Raw genomic sequence first — 13,673 nt, 5'->3', positions numbered from 1 at the left:
GGACGCGGCGGCGCTGGTGGAGGCGATCCGTTCGCTCGCCGTGCGCGGGGCGCCGCTGCTCGGGATCGCGGGGGCGTACGGCGTCGCGCTCGCCGCCGCGCGCGGCTTCGACGTGGCCGAGGCGGCGCGGGCACTGGAGGGAGCCAGGCCCACCGCGGTGAACCTGGCCGTCGGGGTGCGCCGGGCCGAGGCCGCGTACCAGGCGGCGCTGGCCCGGACCGGTGATCCCACCGCCGGCGCCGTGGCGGCGCTGGACGCGGCGCGGGTGCTGCACCGGGAGGACGCCGAGGCCAGTGCCCGGATGGCGGCGCACGGTCTGGCGCTGCTGGACGAGCTGCTGCCCGGTGGCGGGCACCGGATCCTGACGCACTGCAACACCGGGGCGCTGGTGTCGGGCGGGGAGGGCACGGCCTTCGCGGTGGCCCTCTCGGCGCACCGGGCGGGCCGGCTGCGGCGGCTGTGGGTGGACGAAACGCGTCCGCTGCTGCAGGGCGCGCGTCTGACGGCGTACGAGGCGGCCCGCAGCGGCATGGCGTACAGCCTGCTCACCGACAACGCGGCGGGTTCCCTGTTCGCGGCGGGTGAGGTGGACGCGGTGCTGATCGGGGCGGACCGGATCGCGGCCGACGGTTCGGTGGCGAACAAGGTGGGGAGCTATCCGCTCGCCGTGCTCGCCCGGTACCACCATGTGCCGTTCATCGTGGTGGCGCCGGTGACGACGGTCGACCTGGACACGCCCGACGGTGCGTCCATCGAGGTCGAGCAGCGTGCCGGCTTCGAGGTCACCGAGGTCATGGCGCCGCAGGTGCCGGTGACGGGTCCGGGCGGCGGGGTTCCGGTGGCCCCGCTGGGGACGCAGGCGTACAACCCGGCGTTCGACGTGACGCCGCCCGAGTTGGTGACGGCCATCGTCACCGAGGAGGGGGCGGTGTCCCCCGTGACGCCCGAGGCGCTTGCGCAGATGTGCGCCGGGCCCGCGGCCGGGGCTCCGCCGGCCGTGGGGTGAGAGCCGTAGCGGCGTCGACGTCGGCGGACGGGGGCAGACAGTGACCGTTCCCTACGACTATCGTCACGGGCCAGTGACCTCCCTCACCAGGGCGCCTGTCGCTGTTATGAGAATGGGATGATGTCGTTTATGAAGGGACGAGTCCTTGTCGTCGACGACGACACCGCACTGGCCGAGATGCTCGGCATCGTGCTGCGTGGTGAAGGTTTTGAGCCGTCTTTCGTAGCCGACGGCGACAAGGCGCTGGCCGCTTTCCGTGAGTCCAAGCCCGACCTGGTGCTGCTCGACCTGATGCTGCCCGGGCGGGACGGTATCGAGGTGTGCCGGCTGATCCGGGCGGAGTCCGGGGTGCCGATCGTGATGCTCACGGCCAAGAGCGACACCGTCGACGTCGTGGTGGGCCTGGAGTCGGGCGCCGACGACTACATCGTCAAGCCGTTCAAGCCGAAGGAGCTGGTGGCCCGGATCCGGGCGCGGCTGCGCAGGTCCGAGGAGCCGGCGCCGGAGCAGCTCACCATCGGTGACCTGGTCATCGATGTCGCCGGGCACTCGGTGAAGCGGGACGGGCAGTCGATCGCGCTGACCCCGCTGGAGTTCGACCTGCTGGTCGCGCTCGCGCGCAAGCCGTGGCAGGTGTTCACCCGCGAGGTGCTGCTCGAGCAGGTGTGGGGCTACCGGCACGCGGCCGACACCCGTCTCGTCAACGTGCACGTCCAGCGGCTGCGGTCCAAGGTCGAGAAGGACCCGGAGCGGCCGGAGATCGTGGTGACCGTCCGTGGTGTCGGTTACAAGGCCGGGCCGAGCTGACATGTCCGGGGACAGCGCCGCTTCGGCTCCCGGCGGTTCCGGGGCCCGTCCGGGGCGGCCTGTCGGCCGGCCGGCGGCGGGTGCGCGCTTCCGGGCTCTGTTCGACAACGGGCTGCTCGAGGGCGGCGTCCAGGGCAGCCCGGTGCTGCGGCTGTTCCTGCGCTGGGTGCGGCGTCCGCTGCTGCCGGTGATGCGGCTGTGGCGGCGCAACATCCAGCTCAGGGTCGTCGCCACCACCCTGGTGATGTCGCTGGGTGTCGTCCTGCTGCTGGGTTTCGTCGTGATCGGGCAGGTGCGCAACGGCTTGCTCGACGCGAAGGTGAAGGCGTCCCAGAGCCAGGCCACGGGCGGGTTCGCGGTGGCCAAGCAGAAGGCCGACGAGGCGGCCAGCGGCACCGGTGCGGCGACCGGTGACGGCACGTCGACCGCGGACGGGCGGCAGTCCCAGAACGTCATCCCGTGGATGAGCGACCTCGTGGAGTCGCTGTCCAGCGGTGGCGCGGGCGCCTTCGACGTGGTGACGCTGCCCGTGGGCGACGACAGCGGCGGCGGACGCAGCCCGCGCGGCTCCGGGAACGTCAACCCGACCTCCAGCGTGCCCGCGGCCCTGCGCGAGCGGGTCAACAGCGGCACGACGGCTGTCCAGAGCAACACGCGGATCATCTACTACGGCGGCAAGGAGTCCCAGCCGGGGCTCGCCATCGGCAAGCAGGTCAACGACCCCAACGGCCGCCCGTACGAGCTGTACTACCTCTTCCCGCTCACGCAGGAGGAGAAGTCCCTGAGCCTGGTCAAGGGCACCCTCGCCACGGCCGGGCTGTTCGTCGTCGTCCTGCTCGGAGCCATCGCGTGGCTGGTGGTGCGGCAGGTCGTCACGCCGGTGCGGATGGCGGCCGGGATCGCGGAGCGGCTGTCCGCCGGGCGGCTGCAGGAGCGGATGAAGGTCACCGGCGAGGACGACATCGCCCGTTTGGGCGAGGCATTCAACAAGATGGCGCAGAACCTCCAGGTCAAGATCCAGCAGCTGGAGGATCTGTCGCGGATGCAGCGGCGGTTCGTCTCCGACGTCTCGCACGAGCTGCGCACCCCGCTGACCACCGTCCGGATGGCCGCGGACGTCATCCATGAGGCGCGTGAGGACTTCGACCCGGTGACCGCGCGGTCGGCCGAGCTGCTCGCCGACCAGCTGGACCGGTTCGAGTCGCTGCTCGCGGACCTGCTGGAGATCAGCCGCTTCGACGCGGGCGCGGCGGCGCTGGAGGCCGAGCCGATCGACCTCAGGGAGGTCGTCCGGCGGGTGGTGAGCGGTGCCGAGCCGCTGGCCGAGCGCAAGGGCACGCGGATACGGGTGTTCGGCGACCAGCAGCCCGTCGTCGCCGAGGCGGACGCCCGGCGGGTGGAGCGCGTCCTGCGCAACCTCGTCGTCAACGCCGTCGAGCACGGCGAGGGCAAGGACGTCGTGGTCAAGCTCGCCGCGGCGGGCGGGGCCGTGGCCGTCGCGGTGCGCGACTACGGCGTCGGCCTGAAGCCCGGCGAGGCGACGCGGGTCTTCAGCCGCTTCTGGCGGGCCGACCCGGCACGCGCGCGTACCACCGGCGGCACCGGCCTCGGGCTGTCGATCGCCCTGGAGGACGCGCGGCTGCACGGCGGCTGGCTGCAGGCCTGGGGCGAGCCGGGCGGCGGTTCGCAGTTCCGGCTGACGCTGCCCAGGACCGCCGACGAGCCGCTGCGGGGATCGCCGATACCGCTGGAGCCCAAGGACTCGCGGCGCAACCGCGGCCTGGACGACGCCGGCGCGTCCCGCGGGGGCGGGGAGAAGCGGGCGACCGTTCCGGTGCAGCAGGCCGGTGCCCAGGCGCCCGCGCTGCCGCCGAGGACGCCGATCGCGCCGCGGCCGGCCGCCACCCCGGCCGTCGACCCGACCGCCCTGCCCGGCAACGGCAACGGCGCGCGCGTGGTGCCCCGGCCCACCGGTGGCGTCCGGCGTCCGGGCGACCGGCCCGGCGCACCCGCGGCGCCCGAGGGGGGCGCGGACCGGCCGGAGGCGGCCACGCCGCAGGACTCGACCGAGCCAGGGGAGGCATTTCGTGGCCGCTGACCGCACGGGGGGCGCACGGCGGCGGCCGGGGCGCGCGGTGGCGTCCGCCGCCTTGGGGGTCGTACTGCTGGCCGGGTGCGCCTCGATGCCCGACAGCGGGGACCTGCGGGACGTGGAGTCCACGCCGCGGCAGGACACCGGGGTCCGGGTGTTCGCCATGCCGCCGGCCGACGGCGCCGGTCCGGGCGAGATCATGCAGGGCTTCCTGGAGGCCCTGACCAGCGACGACCCGGAGTACGACACGGCCCGCAAGTACCTGACGGCCGACGCGGCGCGCAGCTGGCGGCCGGAGCGGTCGACCACCGTCCTCGCGAACGGGCCGACCATCGAGACCGACTGCCGCCCGGGCGGCCGGGAGGAGACCAACAGCGTCACCTGCCTGCTGGCCGGTGCCCGGGTCGCCACGGTCGACGCGCAGCAGGCCTACCAGCCGGCCGACGGCACCTACCGCAAGAAGCTGCACCTGACGAAGGACGCCAAGAGCGGGCAGTGGCGCATCGACGGGCTGCCCGACGGCGTCGTCATGGGCAAGTCGGACTTCCAGCGGAACTACACGTCCGTCGACAAGTACTACTTCGCCTCCAACGCGGCGGTCGGGGCGGGCGGGCAGCCGGTGGCGGTCGCCGATCCGGTGTTCGTGCGCAGCAAGGTCGACCCGATGACCCAGATGGTCCGCTCGCTGCTGAACGGGCCCACCGCCTGGCTGGGGCCGGTGGTCCGGTCCAGCTTCCCGACCGGTACCGCGTTGCAGAAGGGCGCGTCCGGGCTGGCACCGGACGACCAGAACAAGCTGGCGGTGCCGCTGAACCTCAAGGCGTCCCAGGTCGCGGCGAGCAAGTGCACCGAGATGGCGACGCAGGTGCTGTTCACGCTGCGGAACCTGGCGCCGACGCTGGAGTCCGTCGAACTGCGCGGGGCCGGCGGCGACCGGCTGTGCGAACTGACCGAGGAGCGCGCCGAGTCCACCGCCTGGCACGGGTCCGCCAAGCGCCCCGAGTACCTGTACTTCCTCGACGGCAAGCGCCGGGTGGTACGGATGCAGGCCGGGAGCACCGGCACCGGGTCCGTTCCGGTGCCGGGGCCGCTGGGCGAGGGCGGCAGGGGGTTGCAGTCGGTGGCGGTGTCGCGGGACGAGCACACCGCGGCCGGCGTCGGTGACGAGGGCAGGTCGCTGTACGTGACGTCGCTGGCGTCGGGCGGTGCGCTCGGCGAGCCGCAGGTCACCAGCGCCGGACCGACCCCCGAGGACCGGTTGACCACCCCGAGCTGGGACGCCCGTGGCGACCTGTGGGTGGCCGACCGGGACCCGAACCGGCCGCGGCTGTTCGTCCTGGACCAGGGCGTCGGGAAACCGGAGCAGGTCGCCGTTCCCGACCTGCCGGGCCGGATCGAGGACGCCCGGGTGGCCGCGGACGGCACACGGATCGCGCTGGTCGTGGCGAAGGACGGCAAGCAGTCCCTGTTCATCGGCCGGATCCAGCGCGACGGCGGGACCGGCCAGGGCACCTCGGTCGACGGGCTGCGGTCGGCGGCACCGGACCTGGAGCAGGTCAGCGCCATCTCCTGGGCCGGGGACAGCAGGCTGCTCGTCGTGGGCCAGGAGCAGGGCGGCGTGCAGCAGATGCGGTACGTCCAGGTCGACGGCTCCACGCTCGACGGCCCGGCTCCGGGCGCGCTCACCAGCGTCAAGGCGATCGCCGCGGCCGAGGACGAGCGGGTGCCGCTGGTGGCCTACTCGGAGGACGGGATCGTACGGCTGCCGTCCGGGGCGCAGTGGCAGAAGGTCGACAAGGACGGGACGGCGCCGGTCTATCCGGGCTGACGGCCGGGCCGCCCGGGCGGACGCTCCGAGTTGTCCACAGGGGGTTTTCCACAGGGGTGGCCGTCCGGCCGGGGCATGGGCACAGTGGTGGTCATGCGGGGGTGGTGGCAGGACCTCACCGACCTGGTGCTGCCGGCCGACTGCGCGGGCTGCGGTGCACCTCGTACGGCGCTGTGTCCGCGTTGCCGGGCCACGCTGGACGCGGGGGTGCCCCGGCGGGTGCGGCCGGTGCCGGAGCCGGCCGGGCTGCCGGTGGTGCACGCGGTGGCTCCGTACGCCGCGGAGGTGCGGGCGCTGCTGCTCGCCCACAAGGAGCGGGGCGCGCTGGCCCTCGCCGGGGTGCTCGGCGCCGCGCTGGCGGGAGCCGTTCGGGTGGGCCTCGGCGAAGGCGGCGCCGGTGCAGGGCCGGCCGGGGTGCCGGGGCGCGGGCCCGTGCTGCTGGTCCCCGTTCCCTCCGCACGCTGGGCCGTGCGGGCGCGCGGGCACGATCCGGTGCGGCGGATGGCGTTCGCGGCGGCCGGGGAGCTGCGGCGCACGGGGACGCCGGCCCGGGTGACGGCCGTGCTGCGCCAGCGGCGGGCCGTGGCGGACCAGGCGGGGCTGGACGCGCGGCGGCGTCTGGAGAACGTCGCCGGGGCGCTGGAGGTGACCCCGGGCGGCGGCCGGCTGCTCGGCGCGGGCCGCGTCGTGCTCGTCGACGACCTGATGACGACGGGCGCCACTCTCGCCGAGGCGGCGCGGGCCCTGCGGGAGGCGGCCGTATCCCGTCCCGGCGGCGGAACGGCCGTGTATGAGGCCATAACTCGGGAAGGTAGGGAGGAACGACGGACCGGTGCACACCGGGAGAGGAGAGAGTGGGTGCACAGTGCACCGGAAAAGGCGGCCGTGAACACCCTCGGCCGGGTGCAGCATGCCGCGGTGATCGCCGCTCCGTGCGATTCTTTCGAAATAAACAGGAACTGACCGCCGACCTGCATCGTTGCAGGTAGTGAGACGGCCAATTCACCTGAACGGAGGTACGCCGCAGTAGAGGGTGACGACATCCGTCCGGGCGAGATATGTTCGGGTGTGAGGAAAGGCGCAGGCCACGCCTCACATATCCGAATGCCGTGCTGCGGGTTTATGCGAATCACCCGCGCCGGTGGGGTGGAGCTCTCGCCCATGGGGGAGGAGGAGGTGGAAGTCACCGAGTCCGAGGTCCGGTGATCACCGGACCTGGTGCAAAAGGGAGATGCTCCGCCGATGGAGCGGAGCGATCCGGGAACGGAGTTCTGCGTGGACATCGTCGTCAAAGGCCGCAAGACCGAGGTGCCCGAGCGGTTCCGCAAGCACGTGGCCGAGAAGCTGAAGCTGGAGAAGATCCAGAGGCTCGATGCCAAGGTGATCAGCCTCGACGTCGAGGTGTCCAAGGAGCCGAACCCCCGTCAGGCCGACCGCTGTGACCGAGTGGAGATCACGCTCCGCTCCCGCGGTCCGGTGATCCGGGCGGAGGCAGCGGCCAGCGACCCGTACGCGGCACTCGACCTGGCGGCGGAGAAGCTGGACGCCCGGCTGCGCAAGCAGCACGACAAGCGGTTCTCGCGCCGTGGCGCGCGCCGGATCTCGGCGGCGGAGGTCCCCGACCACGTCCCGGGCGCGGCGACCCTGAACGGCAACGGCCTCCCCGTCCAGGAGGAGGAGACGGACGGAGTGCCGACCAAGAAGATCGGCTCGTTGGAGGTCAAGGGCGAAGGCCCCCTGGTCGTCCGCGAGAAGACCCACGTCGCCTCCCCGATGAGCCTCGACCAGGCCCTGTACGAGATGGAACTGGTCGGCCACGACTTCTACTTGTTCGTCGACTCCGAGACGAAGGAACCGAGCGTCGTCTACCGGCGACACGCCTACGACTACGGCGTGATCCATCTCAGCACGGACCCGATGGTCGCCGAGGCGCAGAACCCCGCGGCGGGTGGCACGCTGGGCGGCTGACCCACCCGGCTGAAGCTGAGCCGGTGCCCCTGGAGCGTGTGTGCGCCCCCAGGGGCACCGGTGTGCGACCACTTCGCGCCCCGCACGTCACCCCGGTGCCGTCCAGGCATGAAATCATGGCCGCACCGGCCCAACCGGTGGGCCGCTGCCTTGGGTTGGCGATGGCACAGGACCACAGGCCACAGCCTTCAGGGGGAGGAACGATGGCGGACACCTTCGGACCGATGCGGGACGGGGACGCCGACGACGATGTCATCGGCATGGGCCCGGATGCGGGCCCGTCACGCAAGGAGCCGATCAGAGTCCTGGTCGTGGACGACCATGCCCTCTTCCGGCGCGGCCTGGAGATCGTGCTCGCGGCCGAGGAGGACATCCAGGTCGTCGGCGAGGCGGGCGACGGGGCCGAGGCCGTCGACAAGGCCGCCGACCTGCTGCCCGACATCGTGCTGATGGACGTCCGCATGCCCAAGCGCGGTGGCATCGAGGCCTGCACCTCCATCAAGGAGGTCGCCCCCAGCGCGAAGATCATCATGCTGACGATCAGCGACGAGGAGGCCGACCTCTACGACGCGATCAAGGCGGGCGCGACCGGATACCTCCTCAAGGAGATCTCGACCGACGAGGTGGCCACCGCCATTCGCGCGGTGGCCGACGGGCAGTCGCAGATCAGCCCGTCGATGGCGTCGAAGCTCCTCACCGAGTTCAAGTCGATGATCCAGCGGACCGACGAGCGCCGGCTGGTGCCCGCGCCCCGGCTGACCGACCGGGAGCTGGAGGTCCTCAAACTCGTCGCCACGGGCATGAACAACCGGGACATCGCCAAGGAGTTGTTCATCTCCGAGAACACCGTGAAGAACCACGTCCGCAACATCCTGGAGAAACTGCAGCTGCACTCCCGGATGGAGGCCGTGGTCTACGCGATGCGCGAGAAGATCCTGGAGATCCGCTAGCGAGACCCGCCGGCGAGACGCGTCGGCGGCTAGCCGAGAAGGCCGGCGAGTTCCCTGGTGAGGGGCTCGCGCAGCTCGGGGGCGTCCACGCGCTCCACGCGGACGTTCGTGCAGTTCACCCAGGTCGCCGCCTCGACCAGGGCCTGGGCGACCGCCGGGACCGCCTTCGGGCCGTCCAGGGTGACCTGCTTGGCCACCAGCGTGCGTCCCTCCCGGGCCGGGTCGACACGCCCGACCAGCCGACCGCCCGCGAGCACCGGCATCGCGAAGTACCCGTGGATCCGCTTGGGCTTCGGGACGTACGCCTCCAGCCGGTGGGTGAAGCCGAAGATCCGTTCCGTGCGCGCCCGCTCCCAGATCAGCGAGTCGAACGGCGACAGCAGCGTGGTGCGGTGCCGTCCCCGCGGCGGCGTCGCCAGGGCCGCCGGGTCCGCCCAGGCCGGCTTGCCCCAGCCCTCGACCTCGACCGGCACCAGACCCGAGTCCGCGATCACCGCGTCGACCTGCTCGCCCTTGAGACGGTGGTAGTCGGCGATGTCCGCGCGCGTGCCGACCCCGAGCGACTCGCCCGCCAGCCGGACCAGACGGCGCAGGCACTCGGTGTCGTCCAACTCGTCGTGCAGCAGCGCGTCCGGGACCGCGCGCTCGGCGAGGTCGTACACCCGCTTCCAGCCGCGCCGCTCCACGCACACCACCTCGCCGTACATCAGCGCCCGCTCCACGGCGACCTTCGTGTTCGACCAGTCCCACCAGTCGTTCGTCTTCTTCGCGCCGCCCAGCTCCGTGGCGGTCAGCGGGCCCTCCGCGCGGAGCTGCTTGATGACCTGGTCGTAGGCGCCGTCGGGGAGCTCGTGGTGCCAGTGCGGGCGGGCGCGGTAGGCGCGGCGGCGGAAGGCGAAGTGCGGCCACTCCTCGATGGGGAGGATGCAGGCCGCGTGCGACCAGTACTCGAAGGCGTGGACGTCCGTCCAGTACGCGGCCTCCACGGTCTGGCGGCCGACCGCGCCCAGCCGGGCGTACGGCACCAGTTCGTGGGAGCGGGCGAGGACCGAGATCGTGTCGAGCTGGACGGCTCCGAGGTGGCGCAGCACGCCGCGGACACCCGCGCGCCGGTCGGGTGCGCCGAGCAGGCCCTGGGCCCGCAGGGCGATACGGCGGGCGTCGTCCGCGGTCAGTGTGGTCGTGGGGCGCGGCAGGGTCGTCATGCCTCGGACGATAGAGGGTGCCACTGACAGGCCGCGGCGACCTGCGCGTTCACGGGGACTCCGGGACGGCGTCCGGGAGGACGGGCTCAGGAACGCGCGGGCAGGTACGGGGCCGTGGAGGGCAGGCCCAGGTCCGAGGGGAGCAGGGAGCCGACCCAGCAGTCGCGGCGCACCCCCTTGTTGTTGATGGCGGAACGCAGCGTGCCCTCGACGGTGAACCCCGCGCGCTCCGCCACTGCGCGGGAGGCGTGGTTGCCGACCTCGGCCCGCCATTCGACACGGTCGACCCCGACCTCGGTGAACACCCACCGGCAGGCGGCGAGGGCGGCCTCCCCGACATACCCGCGGCCGCGGTGCTCCTTGGCCGCCCAGAAGCCGATCTCGGCCGTGCCCAGCGAGCGCATCGTCAGGGCGAGCATGCCGGCCAGCTCCCCGCCGGTCAGGAAGACGCCGAAGGTGAACATCGACCCCTGCGCCCAGCCCTCGGGGACGATCTGCTCCGTGAAGGAGATCGCGTGTTCCGGCAGATAAGGGGAGGGGATCGTCGTCCAGCGCTGGATGTCGGGGTCCTGTGCGGCCTGGTACACCGCGTCCGTGTCGGCGGGGCCTACCGGGCGCAGCAGGAGACGGTCCGTGGTGAGCGTGACGGGTTCCATCGCCCGATTCTGCTCGGGACACTCGTCCGGAGCCATGCATTTTCGCGCTGTGTGAGCGAGTGATCGCATTTCGCGTAATTCCCTGCTTCGATGCGGCACTATCCGGATGCCCCGTCCGTTGTCCTGGATGAAGCAGCCGTCGGGCCGCCAGGCCTCCCGGCGCAGCCGGGTCCTCGCATACGATGGCCGTTGCTCAGTACGTCAGAAGGAAAACCGACCGTCCCAGGCCCGACCGGCAAGGAGACCAGCCCCCGTGTCCGTCCTCTCGAAGATCATGCGTGCAGGCGAAGGCAAGATCCTGCGCAAGCTGCACCGCATCGCGGACCAGGTCAACTCCATCGAAGAGGACTTCGTCGACCTCTCCGACGCCGAGCTGCGGGCCCTCACCGCGGAGTACAAGCAGCGGTACACCGACGGTGAGAGCCTGGACGACCTGCTCCCCGAGGCGTTCGCCACGGTGCGCGAGGCCGCCAAGCGCGTCCTCGGCCAGCGGCACTACGACGTGCAGCTGATGGGCGGCGCCGCCCTCCACCTCGGCTATGTGGCCGAGATGAAGACCGGTGAGGGCAAGACCCTCGTCGGCACGCTGCCCGCGTATCTGAACGCCCTGTCCGGCGACGGCGTCCACCTCATCACGGTCAACGACTACCTGGCCGAGCGCGACTCCGAGATGATGGGCCGCGTCCACAAGTTCCTGGGCCTGAGCGTCGGCTGCATCCTGGCCAACATGACGCCGGCCCAGCGCCGCGAGCAGTACGCGTGCGACATCACCTACGGCACGAACAACGAGTTCGGCTTCGACTACCTGCGCGACAACATGGCGTGGTCGAAGGACGAACTGGTGCAGCGCGGCCACAACTTCGCCATCGTGGACGAGGTCGACTCCATCCTCATCGACGAGGCCCGTACGCCGCTGATCATCTCCGGCCCGGCCGACCAGGCCACCAAGTGGTACGGCGACTTCGCCAAGCTGGTCACGCGCCTCAAGCGCGGCGAGGCCGGCAACCCGCTCAAGGGCATCGAGGAGACCGGCGACTACGACGTCGACGAGAAGAAGCGCACGGTCGCCATCCACGAGTCCGGCGTCAGCAAGGTCGAGGACTGGCTGGGCATCGACAACCTCTACGAGTCGGTGAACACCCCCCTCGTCGGCTACCTGAACAACGCCATCAAGGCCAAGGAACTGTTCAAGCGCGACAAGGACTACGTCGTCATCGACGGCGAGGTCATGATCGTCGACGAGCACACCGGCCGTATCCTCGCCGGCCGCCGCTACAACGAGGGCATGCACCAGGCGATCGAGGCGAAGGAAGGGGTGGACATCAAGGACGAGAACCAGACGCTCGCCACGATCACCCTGCAGAACTTCTTCCGCCTCTACAAGAAGCTCTCCGGCATGACCGGTACGGCGATGACCGAGGCCGCCGAGTTCCACCAGATCTACAAGCTCGGCGTGGTCCCGATCCCGACCAACAAGCCGATGATCCGCAAGGACCAGTCGGACCTGATCTACCGCACCGAGGTGGCCAAGTTCGAGGCGGTCGTGGACGACATCGCCGAGAAGCACGAGAAGGGCCAGCCGATCCTCGTCGGCACGACCTCCGTCGAGAAGTCGGAGTACCTCTCGCAGCAGCTCAGCAAGCGCGGCATCCAGCACGAGGTGCTGAACGCCAAGCACCACGAGCGCGAGGCGCAGATCGTCGCCCAGGCCGGCCGCAAGGGCGCCGTGACGGTGGCCACCAACATGGCCGGCCGTGGTACGGACATCAAGCTCGGCGGCAACCCCGAGGACCTCGCCGAGGCGGAGCTGCGCCAGCGCGGCCTCGACCCCGAGGAGCACATCGAGGAGTGGGCCGCGGCCCTGCCCGCCGCCCTGGAGAAGGCCGAGCAGGCCGTCAAGGCGGAGAAGGAGGAGGTCGAGCGGCTCGGCGGCCTCTACGTCCTGGGCACCGAGCGGCACGAGTCGCGGCGGATCGACAACCAGCTGCGCGGCCGTTCCGGCCGTCAGGGCGACCCGGGCGAGTCCCGCTTCTACCTCTCCCTCGGCGACGACCTGATGCGCCTGTTCAAGGCCCAGATGGTGGAGCGCGTGATGTCGATGGCCAACGTGCCCGACGACGTGCCGATCGAGAACAAGATGGTCACGCGCGCGATCGCGTCCGCGCAGTCGCAGGTCGAGACGCAGAACTTCGAGACCCGTAAGAACGTCCTGAAGTACGACGAGGTGCTCAACCGGCAGCGCGAGGTCATCTACGGCGAGCGCCGGCGCGTCCTGGAGGGCGAGGACCTGCACGAGCAGATCCGGCACTTCATGGACGACACGATCGAGGCGTACGTCGCCGCGGAGACCGCCGAGGGCTTCCCCGAGGACTGGGACCTGGACCGGCTGTGGGGCGCCTTCCGGCAGCTGTACCCGGTGAAGATCACCATCGAGGAGCTGGAGGAGGCGGCCGGCGACCGGGCCGGTCTGACCGCCGAGTTCATCGCGGAGTCCATCAAGGAGGACATCCACGAGCAGTACGAGGCCCGCGAGGCGCAGCTCGGCTCCGAGATCATGCGTGAGCTGGAGCGCCGGGTCGTGCTGTCGGTCCTGGACCGCAAGTGGCGCGAGCACCTCTACGAGATGGACTACCTCCAGGAGGGCATCGGCCTGCGCGCGATGGCGCAGAAGGACCCGCTGGTCGAGTACCAGCGCGAGGGCTTCGACATGTTCAGCGCCATGATGGACGGCATCAAGGAGGAGTCCGTCGGCTACCTGTTCAACCTGGAGGTCCAGGTCGAGCAGCAGGTCGAGGAGGTCCCGGTCGAGGAGGCCCAGCCGGTGGGCGAGGGCGTTCAGGACACGGTGCCCGCGCAGGCCGGCGCGCGTCCCGAGATCCGCGCGAAGGGACTGGACGTCCCGCAGCGGCGGGATCTGCACTTCTCCGCGCCGACGGTGGACGGTGAGGGCGGCATCGTCGAGCGCGACCTGGAGGACGAGGAGCCGGTGCGGTCCGAGTCGGACGGGTTGACGCGGGCCGAGCGGCGGCGGCAGGCCAAGGGCGGCCGGCGCCGGAAGAAGTAGGTCCAGCGCGTTCGGAGAAGGGCCGGGTTCCTTTGGGGAGCCCGGCCCTTGCCCGTGCCGCCCCGGCGGCACGACTGCCCGCAGCCGCGCGGCTGCG

The 13,673-nt window shown here is 71.5% G+C and carries 10 protein-coding genes; 8 read left to right on the top strand and 2 right to left on the bottom strand.

Annotation, left to right across the window (positions count from 1 at the left end; all coding sequences use genetic code 11):
- The 7 genes from mtnA to CCN44_RS33385 all read left to right on the top strand — a co-directional run.
- The coding region (gene mtnA / locus CCN44_RS33415; RefSeq protein WP_086702014.1) for an S-methyl-5-thioribose-1-phosphate isomerase at window positions 1-1,006 on the top strand (1,006 nt) is incomplete at its 5' end.
- Between the two features lie 117 nt (window positions 1,007-1,123).
- On the top strand, window positions 1,124-1,813 hold the full coding sequence (mtrA, locus tag CCN44_RS33410) for a two-component system response regulator MtrA (protein ID WP_187279108.1): 690 nt from the start codon (window positions 1,124-1,126) through the stop codon (window positions 1,811-1,813).
- Window position 1,814: 1 nt separating this feature from the next.
- Window positions 1,815-3,911 carry an MtrAB system histidine kinase MtrB gene (gene mtrB / locus CCN44_RS33405; RefSeq protein WP_208639888.1) on the top strand — a complete coding sequence of 699 codons (2,097 nt, stop codon included), beginning with the start codon at window positions 1,815-1,817 and terminating at the stop codon, window positions 3,909-3,911.
- On the top strand, window positions 3,901-5,733 hold the full coding sequence (locus tag CCN44_RS33400; RefSeq protein ID WP_189397183.1) for an LpqB family beta-propeller domain-containing protein: 1,833 nt from the start codon (window positions 3,901-3,903) through the stop codon (window positions 5,731-5,733). Before mtrB ends, CCN44_RS33400 begins: the two co-directional genes overlap by 11 nt.
- 75 nt (window positions 5,734-5,808) lie before the next feature.
- Window positions 5,809-6,696 (top strand): ComF family protein, encoded by an 888-nt coding sequence (locus tag CCN44_RS33395; RefSeq protein WP_237482373.1) that lies wholly within the window; start codon window positions 5,809-5,811, stop codon window positions 6,694-6,696.
- A gap of 312 nt (window positions 6,697-7,008) precedes the next feature.
- Complete coding sequence (gene hpf, locus CCN44_RS33390; RefSeq protein WP_391043941.1) at window positions 7,009-7,701, top strand: ribosome hibernation-promoting factor, HPF/YfiA family; 693 nt, start codon at window positions 7,009-7,011, stop codon at window positions 7,699-7,701.
- 203 nt (window positions 7,702-7,904) lie between these two features.
- Window positions 7,905-8,651 carry a response regulator gene (locus CCN44_RS33385; RefSeq protein WP_059249857.1) on the top strand — a complete coding sequence of 249 codons (747 nt, stop codon included), beginning with the start codon at window positions 7,905-7,907 and terminating at the stop codon, window positions 8,649-8,651.
- Window positions 8,652-8,680: 29 nt separating this feature from the next.
- Here CCN44_RS33385 and CCN44_RS33380 read toward each other — a convergent pair whose 3' ends face one another.
- Together CCN44_RS33380 and CCN44_RS33375 are read right to left on the bottom strand one after the other, a co-directional pair.
- Window positions 8,681-9,856 (bottom strand): winged helix-turn-helix domain-containing protein, encoded by a 1,176-nt coding sequence (locus CCN44_RS33380; protein WP_086702010.1) that lies wholly within the window; start codon window positions 9,854-9,856, stop codon window positions 8,681-8,683.
- Between the two features lie 86 nt (window positions 9,857-9,942).
- Entirely contained in the window at window positions 9,943-10,512 is a 570-nt protein-coding gene (locus tag CCN44_RS33375) for a GNAT family N-acetyltransferase (RefSeq protein ID WP_059249855.1), read from the bottom strand.
- 253 nt (window positions 10,513-10,765) lie between these two features.
- Here CCN44_RS33375 and secA point away from each other — a divergent pair, with 253 nt between their 5' ends.
- The gene (secA, locus tag CCN44_RS33370) at window positions 10,766-13,576 is read left to right on the top strand and encodes a preprotein translocase subunit SecA (RefSeq protein WP_086702007.1); all 2,811 of its coding nucleotides are present in this window, start codon (window positions 10,766-10,768) and stop codon (window positions 13,574-13,576) included.
- Window positions 13,577-13,673: the final 97 nt, after the last annotated feature.

Source organism: Streptomyces tricolor (assembly GCF_002155905.1).
Classification (GTDB): Bacteria; Actinomycetota; Actinomycetes; order Streptomycetales; family Streptomycetaceae; genus Streptomyces; species Streptomyces tricolor.
The sequence above is the reverse complement of the archived record's forward strand: the minus strand, read 5'-3'. Positions and strand labels throughout refer to the sequence as shown.